At 71.6% G+C, this 17,618-nt stretch carries 15 protein-coding genes and 1 pseudogene; 11 read left to right on the forward strand and 5 right to left on the reverse strand.

All coding sequences use genetic code 11. From position 1 onward, the window contains the following. The first annotated feature begins 178 nt into the window (after positions 1-178). Positions 179-1,765, forward strand: a complete 1,587-nt coding sequence (locus tag E4N62_RS05490) for a GMC oxidoreductase (RefSeq protein WP_230212472.1) — start codon at positions 179-181, stop codon at positions 1,763-1,765. A gap of 31 nt (positions 1,766-1,796) precedes the next feature. Here E4N62_RS05490 and E4N62_RS05495 read toward each other — a convergent pair whose 3' ends face one another. Continuing rightward, a complete protein-coding gene (locus tag E4N62_RS05495) occupies positions 1,797-3,593 on the reverse strand; it encodes a long-chain fatty acid--CoA ligase (protein ID WP_230212177.1) in 1,797 nt (598 codons plus the stop codon). A 354-nt stretch (positions 3,594-3,947) separates the two neighbouring features. On the opposite strand from E4N62_RS05495, the gene E4N62_RS05500 reads away from it, so the two are divergent. The 6 genes from E4N62_RS05500 (at position 3,948) to E4N62_RS05525 (ending at position 9,311) form a co-directional block, all read left to right on the forward strand. Beyond that, positions 3,948-4,703, forward strand: a complete 756-nt coding sequence (locus E4N62_RS05500) for a metallophosphoesterase (RefSeq protein WP_230212475.1) — start codon at positions 3,948-3,950, stop codon at positions 4,701-4,703. 107 nt (positions 4,704-4,810) lie between these two features. Next, on the forward strand, positions 4,811-5,251 hold the full coding sequence (locus E4N62_RS05505; protein ID WP_184895122.1) for an SRPBCC family protein: 441 nt from the start codon (positions 4,811-4,813) through the stop codon (positions 5,249-5,251). Between the two features lie 362 nt (positions 5,252-5,613). Beyond that, positions 5,614-6,792: an ArsA family ATPase gene (locus E4N62_RS05510; RefSeq protein WP_230212179.1), complete on the forward strand. Its 1,179-nt coding sequence runs from the start codon at positions 5,614-5,616 to the stop codon at positions 6,790-6,792. Between the two features lie 57 nt (positions 6,793-6,849). Then, a complete protein-coding gene (locus tag E4N62_RS05515) occupies positions 6,850-7,389 on the forward strand; it encodes a DUF5304 domain-containing protein (RefSeq protein ID WP_230212181.1) in 540 nt (179 codons plus the stop codon). Between the two features lie 94 nt (positions 7,390-7,483). After that, positions 7,484-8,437 (forward strand): ROK family glucokinase, encoded by a 954-nt coding sequence (locus tag E4N62_RS05520; protein ID WP_215454713.1) that lies wholly within the window; start codon positions 7,484-7,486, stop codon positions 8,435-8,437. A 118-nt stretch (positions 8,438-8,555) separates the two neighbouring features. Then, entirely contained in the window at positions 8,556-9,311 is a 756-nt protein-coding gene (locus E4N62_RS05525; protein WP_230212184.1) for an endonuclease/exonuclease/phosphatase family protein, read from the forward strand. 112 nt (positions 9,312-9,423) lie between these two features. Here the strand turns inward: E4N62_RS05525 and E4N62_RS05530 are convergent, their stop codons facing one another. Together E4N62_RS05530 and E4N62_RS05535 are read right to left on the reverse strand one after the other, a co-directional pair. Then, positions 9,424-10,152 carry a hypothetical protein gene (locus E4N62_RS05530; RefSeq protein WP_230212186.1) on the reverse strand — a complete coding sequence of 243 codons (729 nt, stop codon included), beginning with the start codon at positions 10,150-10,152 and terminating at the stop codon, positions 9,424-9,426. Then, on the reverse strand, positions 10,145-11,038 hold the full coding sequence (locus E4N62_RS05535; protein WP_230212189.1) for a carboxylesterase: 894 nt from the start codon (positions 11,036-11,038) through the stop codon (positions 10,145-10,147). The genes E4N62_RS05530 and E4N62_RS05535 overlap by 8 nt, the downstream gene beginning before the upstream one ends. Before the next feature lie 184 nt (positions 11,039-11,222). Here E4N62_RS05535 and E4N62_RS05540 point away from each other — a divergent pair, with 184 nt between their 5' ends. The 4 genes from E4N62_RS05540 (at position 11,223) to E4N62_RS05555 (ending at position 15,321) form a co-directional block, all read left to right on the forward strand. After that, a complete protein-coding gene (locus tag E4N62_RS05540; protein ID WP_230212192.1) occupies positions 11,223-12,038 on the forward strand; it encodes a 1-acyl-sn-glycerol-3-phosphate acyltransferase in 816 nt (271 codons plus the stop codon). A gap of 75 nt (positions 12,039-12,113) precedes the next feature. Then, the gene (gene macS, locus E4N62_RS05545) at positions 12,114-13,358 is read left to right on the forward strand and encodes a MacS family sensor histidine kinase (RefSeq protein WP_230212194.1); all 1,245 of its coding nucleotides are present in this window, start codon (positions 12,114-12,116) and stop codon (positions 13,356-13,358) included. A 122-nt stretch (positions 13,359-13,480) separates the two neighbouring features. Then, positions 13,481-14,128: a response regulator transcription factor gene (locus tag E4N62_RS05550; RefSeq protein WP_230212477.1), complete on the forward strand. Its 648-nt coding sequence runs from the start codon at positions 13,481-13,483 to the stop codon at positions 14,126-14,128. A 164-nt stretch (positions 14,129-14,292) separates the two neighbouring features. Next, complete coding sequence (locus E4N62_RS05555) at positions 14,293-15,321, forward strand: 6-phosphofructokinase (protein WP_184895143.1); 1,029 nt, start codon at positions 14,293-14,295, stop codon at positions 15,319-15,321. A gap of 213 nt (positions 15,322-15,534) precedes the next feature. Here the strand turns inward: E4N62_RS05555 and E4N62_RS05560 are convergent. After that, positions 15,535-17,410 (reverse strand): annotated as a pseudogene (locus tag E4N62_RS05560) (anthranilate synthase family protein). Positions 17,411-17,539: 129 nt separating this feature from the next. Continuing rightward, entirely contained in the window at positions 17,540-17,596 is a 57-nt protein-coding gene (locus tag E4N62_RS49270; RefSeq protein ID WP_071528813.1) for a trp operon leader peptide, read from the reverse strand. Positions 17,597-17,618: the final 22 nt, after the last annotated feature.

A 17,618-nucleotide genomic window follows, 5' to 3' on the forward strand; every position in this document is an offset into this window, starting at 1 on the left:
CGGGGAACTGCGCGACCAGCCACAGCAGGCCCGCAGCCGCCCATGATGCACAGGTGGCACCCCGGATGGCGTCCCAAAACCGGCCGACCCCCTAGCCGGAGCCGAATAATCCGCACATGCTGCGCACATGACAGCAAAACTGATGCAACGTCAGCTGACGAGACGTCACATCCTCGGTATGGCCGCGCTCCAGAGCGCGGCCGCCCTCGGCCTCACCCGCATCGGCCTCCAGTCCGCCCGGGCGGCCGAGCCCGACGCCGTCGACAACGCCCCGGCGATCGTCATCGGCTCCGGCTACGGCGCCGCCGTGGCCGCCCTCCGCCTCGGCCAGGCCGGTATCCGCACCCTCGTCCTGGAGATGGGCAAGGCCTGGACCACCCCCGGCTCCGACGGCAAGATCTTCTGTTCCACCAGGGAGCCGGACGAGCGGTCGATGTGGTTCAAGACCCGCACCGAGGCCCCGCTCGCCACGTTCCTCTGGCTGGACGTCGTCAACAAGGACATCGGCCTCCACCCCGGCGTGCTGGACCGGGTGCGCTACGCCAACATGTCGGTCTTCCTCGGCCGCGGCGTCGGCGGCGGCTCCCTGGTCAACGGCAGCATGGCCGTCACCCCCCTCCAGTCGTACTTCGCCGAGCAGTTCCCGACCGTCGACACCGCCGAGATGTACGGCACGTACTTCCCGCGCGCCCGCGCCATGCTCGGCGTCAACACCGTCGACCCCGCCTGGTTCGAGTCCACGGAGTGGTACCGCTTCAGCCGGATCTCCCGGGCCCACGCGGCGAGGACCGGCCTGAAGACCACCTTCGTGCCCAGCGTCTACGACTTCGGCTACATGCAGCGCGAAGCGGCGGGCACCGCGGCCAGGTCGGCTCTCGCGGGGGAGGTCATCTACGGCAACAACCACGGCAAGAAGAGCCTCGACAAGACGTACCTGGCCGCCGCCCTCGGCACCGGCAACGTCACCATCCACACCCTGGAACGGGCCCGGGGCATCCGCCGGCTGAGCGACGGCACGTACGTCGTCACCGTCGACCGACTCGACGGCACGGGCACGGTCGTCGAGACCAAGGAGTACGGCTGCACCTACCTGTTCCTCGGCGCCGGCAGCGTCGGCACCACCGAACTCCTCGTCCGCGCACGGGCCAGGAACACCCTCCCCGCCCTGGACGCGAGCGTCGGCGCCGGCTGGGGCCCCAACGGCAATGTGATGCTCGGCCGGGCCAACCACCTGTGGGACACGGTCGGGGCGAACCAGTCGACCATGCCGGTCATGGGCATCGACGACTGGGCCAACACCGCCAACCCCGTCTTCGCCGAGATCGCCCCCCTGCCCACCGGCCTCGAACACTGGGTCAGCCTCTATCTGGCGATCACCAAGAACACCGAACGCGCCTCCTTCACCTACGACGCCGCCGGCGACACGGCGAAGCTCGGTTGGAGCGCCGCCCAGAGCGCGGTCTCCTCGTCCATGGCCAAGAAGCTCTTCGACCGGATCAACTCCGCGAACTCCACGATCTACCGGTACGACCTGTTCGGCTCGCCCAGCAAGGTGTTCGCCGACGACTTCACGTACCACCCGCTGGGCGGCTGTGTGCTGGGGAAGGCGACCGACGACTACGGGAGGGTGAAGGGCTACTCCAAGCTGTACGTCACAGACGGCTCGCTGGTGCCCGGCTCGATCGGGGTGAACCCGTTCGTCACGATCACCGCGCTCGCCGAACGCACGATGGCGCGGGTCCTCGTGGAGGACACCGCGCCATGAGCCGACCGGCCCGTACGGCCGGTATGGGTTGCTACTTCTGGTAGATCGCCTCGATCTCGTCCGCGTAGTCCTTCGCCACCACGTTGCGCTTGAGCTTCAGGGACGGCGTCAGGTGGCCCGACTCCTCCGTGAACTGTGAGGACAGAATGCGGAACTTCCGCACCGATTCCGCCTTCGACACCGCGGCGTTGCCGTCGTCGATCGCGGCCTGAACGGCCGCGTTCAGATCGGCGTCCGCGCCCAGCGACGCCGCGGTGGAGCCCGCCGGCTTGCCGTGCTCGGCGGCCCAACGGCCCAGGAACTCCTCGTCGATGGTGACCAGCGCGCCCACGAACGGCCGCCCGTCACCCACCACCATGCACTCCGCGACCAGCGCGTGGGCGCGGATACGGTCCTCGATCACGGCCGGGGCGACGTTCTTGCCGCCCGCCGTGACGATGATCTCCTTCTTGCGGCCGGTGATGCTGAGGTAGCCGTCCTCGTCCAGGGTGCCGATGTCACCGGTGTGGAACCAGCCGTCGGCCAGCGCCTCCTCGGTCGCGCCCGGGTTGTTCCAGTACTCCTTGAACAGGTGTTCGCCGTGCAGCAGCACCTCCCCGTCGTCCGCGATCCGGATGACGGAGCCCGGCAGCGGCTGCCCGACCGTGCCGATCTTCTGCCGGTCCCAGGGGTTGAACGCGGTCGCCGCGCAGGACTCGGTGAGGCCGTAGCCCTCCAGGACCGTGAAGCCGATGCCCCGGAAGAAGTGGCCCAGACGCTCGCCCAGCGGAGCGCCGCCCGAGATCGCGAACTCGCCCTTGCCGCCGAGCACCGCGCGCAGCTTGCTGTAGACGAGCTTGTCGAACACCTTGTGCTTGATCTTCAGACCGAGGGCCGGGCCCGCCGCCGAGTCCAGCGCCCTGCTGTACGCGATCGCCGTGTCCGCGGCCTTGTCGAAGATCTTGCCCTTGCCGTCCGCCTGCGCCTTGGCCCGCGCCGAGTTGTAGACCTTCTCGAACACCCGCGGCACACCGAGGATCAGCGTCGGCCGGAAGGAGGCCAGCTCGTCGGTGAGGTTCTTGATGTCCGGTACGGTGCCCAGCTTGATCGGCGCCATCATGGGCGCGACCTGCACCAGCCGCCCGAAGACGTGCGCGAGCGGGAGGAAGAGCAGGACCGAGCACTCGCCCGTACGGAACAGGGGCCGCAGCCGCTCCACCACGTTCCCGCACTCGGCGAAGAAGCTGCGGTGGGTGAGCACGCACCCCTTCGGGCGGCCCGTGGTGCCCGAGGTGTAGACGATGGTCGCCGGGTCGTCCGCCTTCGCCAGCGAGCTGCGCTCGTCGACGGCCGCGTCGGTGACGTCCTGGCCGAGGCGGCCCAGCTCCTCCACCCCGCCGCCCTCGATCTGCCAGACGTGCTTGAGTGCCGACAGCGAGTCGCGCACCGACTCGACGGCGGCCGTGTGCGCCTCCAGCTCCACGATCATGGCGGTCGCGCCCGAGTCGGCGAGGATCCACTGCACCTGTTCCGGCGAACTGGTCTCGTACACCGGGACGGTGACCGCGCCGGCCGTCCAGATGGCAAAGTCGAGTAGGGTCCACTCGTACCGGGTACGGGACATCAGCCCGACCCGGTCGCCGGGCTGGACGCCGGAGGCGATCAGCCCCTTCGCGGCCGTCCGCACCTCGGCGAGGAACTGGACCGCGTTCACGTCCTGCCAGGTACCGCCCACCTTGCGGGCGATGACGGCGACATCGGGATGCTGCGCGGCGTTTCTACGGACGATGTCGGTCAGATTGCCGTCCGTCGGGACCTCGTACAAAGCCGGAAGGCTGAACTCGCGCAAGACTGCTGCTCCTCATAGGGCGCCGGCGCCACGACTCTGTGTTGCTGCGACGGTGCGGTCCAAGGCTGGGCGAGCGCTCAGGCCCCACGTGTTCCTTGGGCCGTACTGGTTGAAAACCTGAGCACAACTGGACTGCCCGGACGTTACCCGTCAGTATGGCCTCTCCGCGAGGGGGGTCCGGTGAGATGTTCTCCGCGTCACACATGGGGGCTCTCCCCGGGAAGAATAATCCCCTCACTTACTGACTGGCCAGTAACCGCACGTGCGACCGGCTCTGTTCACGTATGCCGCACCCGCCTACGCTTGATCGTCATGGCACGCACACCGGACGGTAACGGCAGAACGCGCATTCACGTGGTCAGCGACGTGCACGGCAACGCGCACGACCTGGCCGCAGCGGGTGAGGGCGCCGACGCCTTGGTGTGCCTGGGTGACCTGGTCCTCTTCCTCGACTACGCCAACCACTCCCGCGGCATCTTCCCCGACCTCTTCGGCGCCGAGAACGCGTCCCGGCTCGTCGAACTGCGCACCGCCCGGCGGTTCGAGGAGGCGCGCGAACTGGGGGCCCGGCTCTGGGCGGGCGTGGGCGAGGACCGCTCCGCCGTGATCGAGAAGGCCGTACGCAAGCAGTACGCCGAACTGTTCGCGGCCTTCCCCACCCCGACGTACGCGACCTACGGCAATGTCGACATGCCGCGACTGTGGCCGGAGTACGCGGGACCGGGGACGACCGTGCTCGACGGCGAACGGGTGGAGATCGGCGGCCGGGTCTTCGGCTTCGTGGGCGGCGGCCTGCGCACGCCCATGCGGACGCCGTACGAGATCAGCGACGAGGAGTACGCGGCCAAGATCGAGGCGGTGGGCGAGGTGGACGTGCTCTGCACCCACATCCCGCCGGAGGTGCCCGAACTGGTCTACGACACGGTGGCGCGCCGCTTCGAGCGGGGGAGCCGGGCACTGCTGGAGGCGATCCGCAGGACCCGCCCCCGGTACGCGCTGTTCGGGCACGTCCACCAGCCGCTGGCCCGGCGGATGCGGATCGGGGCGACGGAGTGCGTCAACGTGGGGCATTTCGCGAGCAGCGGGAAGCCGTGGGCGCTGGAGTGGTGAACGCCGGGTGGGGTGGCGAGGGTTCGGCGGGCGCGCGGTAGCCTTCACGCTGCACATACGTGCGCACCCACCTCCCTCACCGGACCGTCTCTGGAGGAGCCACGGCGATGGCGGAATTCACCAGTTCGAGCATCACGATCGAGGCCTCGGCCGCCGACGTCATGGCAGTGATCGCCGACTTCGCCCGCTACCCGGACTGGACGGGTGAGGTGAAGGAGGCGGAGGTGCTCAAGACCGACGACCAGGGCCGCGCCGAGCAGGTCCGGCTGGTCATGGACGCGGGCGCGATCAAGGACGACCAGACGCTGGGGTACACCTGGACCGGGGCGAACGAGGTGTCCTGGACGCTGGTCAAGTCCCAGATGCTCCGCTCCCTCGACGGGTCCTACATCCTCAAGCCGGTGAGCGACTCGGTGACCGAGGTGACCTACCAGCTCACCGTGGACGTCAAGATCCCCATGCTCGGGATGATCAAGCGCAAGGCGGAGAAGGTCATCATCGACCGGGCGCTGGCGGGCCTGAAGAAGCGGGTGGAGTCGGGGGCGTAGGTTTTTCGCCCACCCGCCCACCCGACCCGCCTTGGTGGTGGAGGGCGCCGTCGTGCGCCCACGGGGTCGGTGGGCTGGGCTGGGGGCGCGACCGCGCGTCGTTCGTGGCTGGTCGCGCAGTTCCCGCGCCCTGGGGAATCGGGCTTCGCCCTCTTCCCCTCGCTCCGTCCCCCGCCCACCTGCGGGCAGTCGTGCCGCTGGGGCGATGGGGCACCTCCCGCTCGAGCGAAGCCGAGGTGGGGGAGGGCGGGCGCAATCGGCACCCTGTCAGCGCCGGTGAGCGCCTCCCGCCCTCGCTCAGCCCGGGTGCCGGGTGCCGACGCGGCGAGGGGCAGCCCGCCGCTGGGCTACCGTTCACCCCCATGCGCACCATCCTGATCACCGGGCAAGGCGGCAGCGGCCGTACGACGGTCGCCGCGGCCACGGCGCTGGACGCGGCCCGCACGGGCACCCGCACGCTGGTCCTGAGCGCCGACCGCACGGACGGGCTGGGCGCGGCCCTCGGCACGGCCACGGGCCCGGAGCCCGTGCGCGTCGCGCCGCACCTCACCGCCTGGCGCCCCGACGCCGCGGCCGGCTTCCGGGAGGACCTCGTCGCGTTCCAGGAGCGCGCCGCGTCCGTCCTCGACCTGCTGGGCGCGGGACGCCTGGACGCCGAGGAACTCACGCCCCTGCCCGGCGCCGAGGAGCTCGCCCTGCTCCGGGCGCTGCGCGACGCCGCGCTGTCGGAGGCGTACGACCTGCTCGTCGTCGACCTGCCCCCCGCCCCACAGGCCCTCGCCCTGCTCGGCCTCCCGGAGGAACTGCGGCGGTATCTGCGCCGGCTGCTCCCGCCGGAACGGCAGGCGGCCCGGGCGCTGCGGCCGGTCCTCGGCCGTCTCGCCGGGGTGCCGATGCCCGCCGAGTGGCTGTACGAGACGGCCGCCCGTTGGGACGTCGAACTGGCCGCCGTCGCCGCGATCGTCGAGGACCCGGGCACCAGCGTGCGTCTGGTCGCGGAGCCCGGTCCGGCGGGCGCCGACCACACGCGCCTCGCGGGCGTCGGATTCGCCCTGCGGGCCCTCCCCGTCGACCTGCTGATCGCCAACCGGGTCCTTCCCCAGGGCACCCACGACACCTGGCTCGCCGGCCTCGTCGCGCAGCAGCGCAAGGCGTTGGAGGAGTGGGAGGAGCAGGGCGGGGCCCGCCCCGTACGGGGAGTGGCCCACCTCGGACGCGACCCCCGCGGCCTCGACGACCTCGCCGCTCTGGGCGTCCCCGGTACGGGTGACGCTCCCGCCCGGGTCACCTGGCCCGTCACCGACAACCTGGGGGCCGAGGGCGTGCTGGTGTGGCACATCCCGCTGCCCGGCGCGATACGGGACGAGCTGGATCTCATCCGGCGCGGCGACGAGCTGGTCGTCACGGCGGGCCAGTTCCGCCGTATCGTTCCGCTGCCGTCGGCACTGCGTCGCTGCACGGTCGGCGGCGCGGCCCTGCGCGACGGCCGGCTGAGCATCCGGTTCGCGCCGGACCCGCGGTTGTGGCCCCGGACCCGGTGAACCGTATACGCCCGTTCGGGTAACGTCGAAGGTACGAACCGTAGGCAGGAGCCCGCCATGAGCGAAGAGCGCCCCACGTCCGACGCCGCCGGCGAGGACGCGGCCGCACGCAGGGACGCGGCCGACGAGGCGCGGACGGCCGAGCAGGCGCGCGAGAGCGACCGTGCCCGCGCCACCGACGCCGACGCCTGGGCGACGGCGTGCGAGGAGGACCTGAACGCGGAGAAGGCCCGCCGCCGCGCTCAGTACGGGCCGCCCCCGGGCTCGGCCGCCGAGGAACTGCGCAAGCTGGTCGACACCGTCGCGGACAAGCTGTCCGGACTGCAGTCGCCGTTGCTCGGCGCCGTCGCCGGCGGCGCGGCGCAGCAGATGGTCAACCAGGTCGTCCGTCAGGCCAAGGCCGCCGTCGAACCCGTCATCGAACGCAACCCGGACGTCTTCGACCATCTCGCCGCCGCGGGCGGTGAACTCCTCGCCGCGTACCGCTCCGCCGTCGAGGCCCAGGAACGCCGCTGGACCAACCGGGACACCGGCCACCAGGGAGGCCGCGACCAGGGGGACGATCCGGGGCCCGGGGAGCGCATCGACCTGGACTGACGGCGGGCCGTCCGCCGGGCGGACGCCAGGAGTCCCGGGGCAGGGCCTCGGGTACGGTTGGCCGTAGCGGGGCTCGACCGAAACTGAGGGATTCATGGGACTCACCATCGGCGTCGACATCGGCGGTACCAAGATCGCGGCCGGTGTGGTCGACGAGGAAGGCAACATCCTCTCGACCCACAAGGTGCCGACCCCGGGCACGCCCGAGGGGATCGTGGACGCCATCGCCGCCGCCGTCGAGGGCGCGCGAGCCGGACACGAGATCGTCGGTGTCGGCATCGGCGCGGCCGGTTACGTCAACCGGCAGCGGTCGCAGGTCTACTTCGCCCCCAACATCGACTGGCGCAACGAGCCGCTCAAGGAGAAGGTCGAGGCCCGCGTGGGCCTGCCGGTCGTCGTGGAGAACGACGCCAACGCCGCGGCCTGGGGCGAGTACAAGTTCGGCGCGGGCAAGGGCCACCGCAACGTCATCTGCATCACCCTCGGCACCGGTCTCGGCGGCGGCATCATCATCGGCAACAAGCTGCGCCGCGGGCACTACGGCGTGGCCGCCGAGTTCGGTCACATCCGGATGGTCCCCGACGGTCTGCTCTGCGGCTGCGGCAGCCAGGGCTGCTGGGAGCAGTACGCCTCCGGCCGCGCCCTCGTCCGGTACGCCAAGCAGCGCGCCAACGCCACCCCGGAGAACGCGGAGCTCCTCCTCGGCCTCGGTGACGGCACCCCCGACGGCATCGAGGGCAAGCACATCTCCATGGCCGCCCGCCAGGGCGACCCCGTCGCGGTCGACTCCTACCGCGAACTCGCCCGCTGGGCCGGCGCCGGCCTCGCCGACCTCGCCTCCCTCTTCGACCCCTCCGCCTTCATCGTCGGCGGCGGCCTGTCGGACGAGGGCGAACTGGTCCTCGACCCCATCCGCAAGTCCTACAAGCGCTGGCTCGTGGGCGGCAACTGGCGCCCGGTCGCCGACGTCATCGCCGCCCAACTGGGCAACGAGGCGGGCCTGGTGGGCGCGGCGGACCTGGCGAGAGAACCCGACCCGATCATGTAGACGCCGGTCAGCGGACCCCGCGCCCTTCAGGGGCGCGGGGCACCGCGCGAAAATCCACGCCCCACCTGTAGTCGCAAACGGACAAATGCCCCGAGCTCCTGGGCGTATCTTGATCCATATGGCGACCACCCCGCTGCCCAACTCCCGCACCGACTCCGACGGTTCGGCAATCATCCGGGTCCTCAGCTACAACATCCGCTCCCTGCGTGACGACACGGACGCCCTCGCCCGAGTGATCACCGCCTGCGCCCCCGACCTGGTCCTGATCCAGGAAGCCCCCCGCTTCTTCCGCTGGCGCAAGAAGCTCGCCAGGCTCGCCGCCGCCTCCGGCCTGGTCACCCTCTCCGGTGGGGCCACCGCCTCCGGCCCCGCGCTGCTGTGCGGCCTGCGCGCCACGGTCGAACACACCGAGGACGTCCTCCTGCCCCTCACCCCCGGCCTGCACCGGCGCGGCTTCGCCACGGCGGTGGTCCGCTTCGGCCGCGCCCGCCTCGGCGTCCTGTCCTGCCACCTCTCCCTGCACAAGGACGAGCGGTACGAGCAGGGCGGCATGCTGCTGGACCGGCTGGCCGGTCTGGGCGTGACCCACGCGGTCGCGGGTGGCGACCTCAACGAACGCCCGGACGGCCGCACCTTCCGCCGCCTCGCCGGCGAACTCCAGGACTGCTGGACCACCACCCCGTGGGGCGGCGAGTACACCTCCACCCCCACCGACCCCCACCAGCGCATCGACGCGATCCTGGCCACGTCCGGCATCGAGGTCCTCGGCTGCGGCGTCCCCGTCGACCTCCCCGGCGTCACCGACGACGACCTGAGGGCGGCCACGGACCACCTGCCGGTCCTGGCCGCCCTCAGGGTCCCCGCCGAGGCCTAGGCCCTGTCGTCGAATTCCCGCCTGCCCCGCGACGCCGCGGCGACGGCGAGGGCCCGCCCGGAACGTTCCCGGGCGGGCCCTCGTGTGCGACGTGACGTCGGCGATGGTGGGGTCAGACGACCGCGCCCCGGCCCGGATCGTCGTCGTCCTCGTCGTCGCTCTTCATCCGCATCACCAGCGTGGCGAAGCCGCCGAGGAAGCCGCCGATGCCCAGGGTGGTGAGCCACCAGGTCATGTCCCAGCCGAGCAGCACCGCGAGCAGCAGCAGGACCGGACCGCCGATCACGCCCAGCCAGGCGAACTTGGCGGTCGCGTCGGCCTCCGGCAGTGGGGGCGGCTCGGGCGGCACGAAGTGGCCCTCGCCGTCCTCGCCGTCCTCGGAGTCCTCCTCGCCCGTGTCCTCGCCGACCGGGTCGGGCACGCTGTAGTCGCGCGGGCCCGCCCCGACACCGGGGGCGAACGCGACCGAGCTGCCGAGCGGCCTGGGGGCCGAGGGGCCCGCGGCGCCGTCGGGAGCCTTGTCCGCGGAGTCCTCCGGCTCGGCCTCCAGCAGGGCCAGGTCCTCCACGGACCGGAACGGCTTGGCACCCGGCGGGTCCGGCGGCTCCTCGCCGAACCCGGCGACGATGGCCCGCCAGGCGGCGTCCTCGTCGAACGGCACGTGCTGCTCCTCGCCGGCGTGCTGCTCCTCGCTCGGCGCATCGCCGGACGGGGCGCCCCCGGCGCCTCCGGCCGTGCCGCCCGCGGAACCGCCCGAGGAGTCCCCCCGGGAGTCACCGGGGGAGGCGCCCAGGGGCGCTCCCTGCTCCTCCGGCTCACGCTCGGAGTCGTGCTCAGCCACCAGTGGCCGTCCCTTCCCTCTGCTCCAAGGATCCCGGACCGATCTGCTCCACGGACCCCGAATCAGACTGCTGTACGGATTCCGCGTCGGACTTCTTCACGTCCGCCGCCTCGGACTCCGTCGCGCCCGGTCCGTCGGGGCCCTTCACCAGCCGGGTGACGAACGCGTGGCTCTCCTCGAAGATCCGGTCCGCGTCGTGGTCCAACGTCGCGACGTGGTGGCTCTGTTCCAGCAGGATCTCCGTGACGTCCGTCGACGACACCCGGCCGAGGACGCGCTCGGAGTCGACGGGCGGCACCACATGGTCCCGTGGGCTGTGCAGCAGCAGCAACGGCTGGGTGACCTGGGGCAGTTCCCCGTCGACGAGGCGCAGGAAATTGCGCAGGGAGTGGGCCGCGTGCAGCGGCACATGGCTGTACCCCAGCTCCTCGACGCCCTCCTTGGCGATGTCGCTGGTGATCCCCTTCGTGGTGGGGACGAAGTGCCGGAGCAGGGGGAGGGCGTGCGCGGCCGGGCCGTGCACCTTGTTCGCCGGGTTGACGACCATCACGCCGGCGACCGCGTCCCCGTGCTTCGCGGCCAGCCGCAGCGCCAGGGCGCCGCCCATGGACAGCCCCGCCACGAAGACCCGGGTACAGCGCTCACGCAGGGTCCGCAGCTCACGGTCCACCTCCGCGTACCAGTCCTGCCAGCCCGTCGGGCGCAGGTCCTCCCAGCGAGTGCCGTGGCCCGGCAGCAGGGGCAGCGCGACGGTCAGCCCCCGCTCGGCGAGATACTCCGCCCAGGGACGCATGGACTGCGGTGACCCGGTGAATCCGTGGCAGAGGAGGACTCCGATCTCCCCGCCCTCGTGGTGGTACGGCTCGGCTCCAGGAAGGACCGGCACGGTTCGGTCTCCTGTTCATGAGAAGGGTGTGAAAGTCCGGATGTGGTTCACCGTACGCGACCGCACTGACACCGACCAGGGGCTTCGCTCGACACCGGGCGGACCTGTCGGACTCCTGCCCGGGCGTCCGGGTTAAGGTCTCATCCACGGATCACAGAGAGGCACTCGGTTGTTGTACGGCGCGATGAAGGTCGCTATCGGGGGACCGCTCAAGGTCACCTTCAGGCCCTGGGTGGAGGGCCTGGAGAACATTCCGGCCGAGGGCGCCGCGATCCTCGCGAGCAATCACCTCTCCTTCTCGGACTCGTTCTTCCTCCCCGCTGTCCTGGACCGCAAGGTCACGTTCATCGCGAAGGCCGAGTACTTCACCACCCCCGGCGTCAAGGGCAAGCTGACGGCCGCCTTCTTCAAGGGCGTCGGCCAGCTCCCGGTGGACCGCTCGGGCGCGCGCGGCGCGGGTGAGGCCGCGATCAGGAGCGGCATACAGGTCATCGAGAGCGGCGAACTGTTCGGCATCTACCCCGAGGGCACCCGCTCGCCCGACGGCCGGCTCTACCGGGGCAAGCCCGGCGGACTGGCCCGCGTGGCCCTCGCCACCGGCGCGCCGGTCATCCCCGTAGCCATGATCGACACGGAGAAGATCCAGCCCCCGGGCAAGGTCCTGCCCAAGGTCATGCGCCCCGGCATCCGCATCGGCAAGCCCCTCGACTTCAGCCGCTACCAGGGCATGGAGCACGACCGCTTCGTCCTGCGGGCGCTGACCGACGAGGTCATGTACGAGATCATGAAGCTCTCCGGCCAGGAGTACGTCGACATGTACGCGACCGCAGCCAAACGGCAGATCGCGGACGCGGCCAAGGCCGAGAAGGAGGCCGACAAGGCCGCCCGGGCCGCCCTCGCCAAGGCCGAGAAGGAACAGGCCGCCAAGGAGCTGAGGGAACAGGCCGAGAAGGCCCGCGCGGACAAGGACGGCGCGGGAGAGGACCGCCCGGCTTCGTGACCGCCGGGTTCCCGGGTACGGTCGCGTTCCGGACGCGTATCGGGGCGCCCGGGGCGAGTCAGCAGGGGTGGGGACGTGCCGAAGCTCGAGCGGGTCATGGCGATGTCGGTGGAGCAGCCGCTGTGGCGTGCCCTGACCGGCTACCGGGTCCTGACGATGATCTATGCCGTCGGGCTGTTCATCAGTGCGTACGACAGGTTCGAGCGCCCCTGGCTGGCCGTCGCCTACTTCGCGGTGCTGGCCGGCTGGACGCTGGTGACCCTGCCCAAGGTCGCGGGCGCCGCCAGCTGCACCAAGCGGTTCCTCGCGGCCGACCTCACCATCGCGATCACCGGCATCCTGCTCACCCGGCTCGCCGACTCCACCGCGCGGATCGAGGCCGGCGGCCCCACGCTGCCGTCGATATGGACCGCCGGCGCCGTACTGGCCTTCGCCATCAAGGGCGGCTGGCGCTGGGCGGCCTTCGCCTCCACGCTCGTCGCCGTCGCCAATCTGATCCACCGGGGCGCCCCCACCCGCGACACCATCCACAACGTCCTGCTGGTCTGGGTCGCCTCCATCGCCATCGGCTATGTCGTCGAGGTCGCCCGCGCCTCCGAGCGCACCCTCGCCCGAGCCCTGGAGATCGAGGCAGCCACCCGCGAACGGGAGCGTCTGGCCCGGGACATCCACGACAGCGTGCTCCAGGTGCTCGCCATGGTCCAGCGGCGCGGCACCGCCCTCGGCGGCGGGGCGGCCGAACTGGGCCGGATGGCGGGCGAGCAGGAGGTCGCGCTGCGCACTCTCGTCTCCGGCGGTCTGGTCCCTGTCTCCCGGGTCTCGGAGGACGCGGCCCAGGGAGCCCTCGTACGCGCGTTGGACGCACCGGAGCCGTCCGACGGCGCCGGGGATCCCGTGGACCTACGGGCCCTGCTCGCCCCCTACGCCGGCGCGAAGGTCACCTTCTCCGAGCCCGGCGGCCCGGTGCCGCTCGCTCCGGCGGCGGCGCGGGAGCTGGCGGCGGCGGTCGGCGCCGCCCTGGACAATGTACGCGCGCACGCGGGCGACGGGGCCCGGGCGTGGATCCTGGTCGAGGACTGGCCGGACGAGATCATCGTGACGGTACGGGACGACGGCCCCGGCATCCCCGAGGGGCGGCTCGCCCAGGCCGAGGGTGAGGGGCGGCTCGGGGTGGCCCTCTCCATCCGGGGGCGGCTGCGCGACATCGGCGGCACGGCCGAGCTGATCTCGGTCCCGGGCCAGGGCACGGAAGTCGAACTGAAGGTACCCAAGGCCGCAGAGGGGCCGAAGGGCGTGCGGGGGAAGGCGGAGAAGCGGTGACGGAGAACCTCGAAAGCGCGGCGGGCGTGGAGAGCCCGGCGAGCCTGGGCGGCGGCAGGGCGGCCGACGGAACGGCGCGACCCGGCGGAGGCGATGGCGGTGGCGGTGGCCCGATCAGGGTCATGGTGGTCGACGACCACCCCATGTGGCGCGACGCCGTCGCCCGTGACCTGTCCGAGTCGGGCTTCGACGTGGTGGCGACGGCGGGCGACGGCGAGCAGGCGGTCCGGCGCGCCCACGCCGCCGCACCGGACGTCCTCGTCCTGGACCTGAACCTGCCCGCGAAGCCGGGTGTGCAGGTCTGCAAGGAACTCGTGGGGGCCGACCCCGCTCTGCGTGTCCTCGTGCTGTCCGCGAGCGGGGAGCACGCGGACGTCCTGGAGGCGGTGAAGTCCGGCGCGACCGGCTATCTGCTGAAGTCGGCGTCCACGGAGGAGCTGATCGACGCCGTACGCCGCACCGCCGTCGGCGACCCCGTCTTCACCCCCGGCCTGGCGGGCCTGGTGCTCGGCGAGTACCGCCGCCTCGCCTCCGAACCCGCTCCTGCGCCGGGCGCCGACGAGCCGAAGGCCCCGCAACTCACCGACCGTGAGACGGAGGTGCTGCGGCTCGTCGCCAAGGGGCTGAGCTACAAGCAGATCGCCGAGCGCCTCGTCATCTCGCACCGCACGGTCCAGAACCACGTCCAGAACACCCTCGGCAAGCTCCAACTCCACAACCGGGTGGAGCTGGTCCGGTATGCCATAGAGCGTGGTCTCGACGACGAGTAAACGCCTCGAATCACCCCATAGAGTGATGGCAATTTGATCAACTGCGATCAACTCCCCCTCAATCGGCCGTAATTCGTCGGAATCGCCTTCCCGTACATGTCGAAGTGACCTGGATCACTATTAGCGTGACCCTCACCAGGCAACCGCGGCGAAGGGACATTTCCATGCGCGTCGGAGTACTGACCGGAGGCGGCGACTGCCCCGGGCTCAACGCCGTCATCCGGGGCGTCGTCCGCAAGGGCGTGCAGGAGTACGGCTACGACTTCGTCGGCTTCCGGGACGGCTGGCGGGGACCACTGGAGAACGACACCGTCCGCCTCGACATCCCCGCCGTGCGCGGCATCCTGCCCCGCGGCGGCACGATCCTCGGCTCCTCGCGCACCAACCCGCTCAAGGAGGAGAACGGCATCCGCCGGATCAAGGAGAACCTCGTCAAGCAGGAGGTCGAGGCGCTCATCGCGATCGGCGGCGAGGACACGCTCGGGGTGGCCGCGCGGCTGTCGGACGAGTACGGCGTGCCGTGCGTGGGCGTCCCCAAGACGATCGACAACGACCTCTCCGCCACGGACTACACCTTCGGCTTCGACACGGCGGTCGGCATCGCCACGGAGGCGATCGACCGCCTCCACACCACCGCCGAGTCGCACATGCGCGTCCTGGTCGTGGAGGTGATGGGCCGTCACGCCGGCTGGATCGCCATCCACTCCGGTCTCGCGGGCGGCGCCAACGTCATTCTCATCCCCGAACAGCGCTTCGACGTCGACAAGGTGTGCGCCTGGGTGACGTCCCGCTTCAAGGCCTCGTACGCGCCCATCGTGGTCGTCGCGGAGGGGGCCATGCCGAAGGACGGCGAGATGGTCCTCAAGGACGGCTCGCTCGACTCCTTCGGCCACGTCCGTCTCTCGGGTGTGGGCGAGTGGCTGGCCAAGGAGATCGAGAGGCGGACGGGCAAGGAGGCCCGCACGACCGTCCTCGGCCACGTCCAGCGCGGCGGGACGCCCTCGGCGTTCGACCGCTGGCTCGCCACGCGCTTCGGCCTCCACGCGATCGACGCCGTGCGCGACCGTGACTTCGGCAAGATGGTCGCCCTCCGTGGCACCGACATCGTCCGCGTCCCGATCGCCGACGCGACGGCCCGCCTGAAGACGGTCGACCCGAAGCTGTACGAGGAGGTCGGCGTCTTCTTCGGCTGAAGGCGGCGGAGGGCGCCTAATGGGTCGGGGTGCGTGTGTCGTCGGCGGGTGCGGGTGGGTGGGCTTCTCGCGCAGTTCCCCGCGCCCCTGAAAGCAGGGCTGCGCCCCGTGCTTTCGGACCCGCAGGCCGGTGCTTTCAGGGGCGCGGGGAACTGCGCGACCAGCCCCACCCACCGCACCCGACAACGCACCCCAGACCCACCCACCCCGGCCCTAAACCGCCCGCAGCGACTGAACCCCCGCCACCAGCTCCCGCACCACACGCACTCCGTCCAGCGTCAGCACCGACTCCGGATGGAACTGCACCCCCGCGAACCCGGCCCCCGCAGTGCGTGCACCTCCCCGCCTCCACCACGGCTGACCTCGACCCCCGCGCCGCCAGCTCCCCGGCGGTCTCGTCGTCGCACCGGGCCACGAAGCTGTTGTAGAACCCCACGGTCTCGGCCCGCCCGAACAGATCGATCTCCGTCTGGGCCCCCTGGTACGGCACCTCCTTCCGTACGATCCCCAGGCCCAGCTCCGCCGCGATCAGCTCGTGCCCGAGACACACCCCGAGCACCCCGTACCGGTGCCCCCGCAACACTTCGGCGGTCAGCGACCGCAGGAACCGCATCTTGGGGTCGTCCCCGTCCGACGGGTCCCCGGGACCGGGCCCCAGCACCACCACGCCCTCGTGCGCGAGCACCCCCTCCCGCAGCCCCGGCTCGTCGTAGCGCCGTACCGTCACCTCCAGCCCCGACGACCGCAGCAGATGCGCGAGCATCGCCGTGAAGGTGTCCTCGGCGTCGACGACGAGAGCGTGCCCGGTCAGCTCACCCGTCCGCTCCCGCATCCGCAGCCAGAACGGGGCCAGCGAGGCCCGCCGCCCGTCCAGCGCGGCCCGCACCCGGGGGTCCTCGGCCAGTCCCGGCAGCACCCGCTCCCGCTCCGGCCGCCCGGGCCGCACCCCCAGCGCCGCCAGCACCCCCGCCGCCTTCGCATGGGTCTCGGCGACCTCGCCCGCGGGGTCCGACCCCCGGACGAGCGTGGCCCCGACCGGCACCTTCAGCCGCCCGTCCGCCGCGATGTCGGCCGTACGGATCAGGATCGGCGAGTCCAGGGTCTGCGCGCCGCCCGCGTCACGCCCCAGCAGCGCCAGCGCCCCGGCGTAGTACCCGCGCCCGACACCGTCCCGCCCGAGGGGCTCGTACCGCTCGATCACCCGGCAGGCGTTCTGCACCGGCGAGCCGGTGACCGTCGCGGCGAACATCGTCTCCCGCAGCACCTCCCGCGCGTCCAGCGAGGACCGCCCGCGCAGTTCGTACTCGGTGTGCGCCAGGTGCGCCATCTCCTTCAGCCGGGGTCCGATCACGACCCCGCCCATGTCGCCGACCGTGCACATCATCTTGAGCTCCTCGTCGACGACCATCGACAGCTCCTCGATCTCCTTGCCGTCGCCGAGGAAGGCCAGCAGATCCTCCGGGGTGGGGCCTGCGGCCGGATAGCGGTACGTCCCGCTGATCGGGTTCATCACCACCGTCCCGCCGGACATCCGCACATGCACCTCGGGGCTGGCACCCACGAGCGTGCGCTCCCCGGTGTGCACCACGAACGTCCAGTACGCCCCCCGCTCGCCCTCCAGCAGCCGCCGGAACAGCGCGAGCGCGTCGGCGCGGCCGAAGCCGGGGACCGTGCCCTCGTAGGTCCGCCGGATCACGAAGTTGGCGCCCTCGCCGCGTCCGATCTCCTCGCGCAGCACCCGGCCGACGATCTTGGCGTACTCCTCGTCGTCCACGTCGAAGCCACCGCCCTCGACCCGGACGTCATGCGCGGGCAGCTCCGCGAGGGCCTGCTCCAGCGGCAGTTCGTACGACTCCCGCGGCACCAGCACCGACAGCGGCGTCCCGTCGTCGCGGACGTCGAAACCGCGCTCGCGGATCTGCCGGAAGGGGACGAGGGCCAGCCCCTCGTCGGGGAGGTCGGCGAGACGCTCGTACGTCGTCACCGAGCCGATCAGCAGCTCCACCGTGTCGCGGTCGTGCAGACCGGGGGTGCGGCGTCGCAGCAGGGCGAACGGGCGGTCGTCGGACAGGAGCCGGGTCAGGTCCATGGGTTCCTCTTCCCTGGGGATCACCGTCGTCGCGGTGATCGTGATCGTGATCAGGGAGGAGCGGCCGGGCCCGGGATACACCGAAGGCCGCCCCTCGGGCGGCCTTCGCGAAGTCTTGCGTACGCGCAGTCAGTGGGCCGCCGGATGAGCGGTCCACCACCAGTTCTGGGTCGAGTGCGCGAACATGCGCCGCACCCTACCGGAGAAA

Origin of the sequence: Streptomyces sp. MNU76 (genome assembly GCF_020982545.1) — a bacterium.
Classification (GTDB): domain Bacteria; phylum Actinomycetota; class Actinomycetes; order Streptomycetales; family Streptomycetaceae; genus Streptomyces.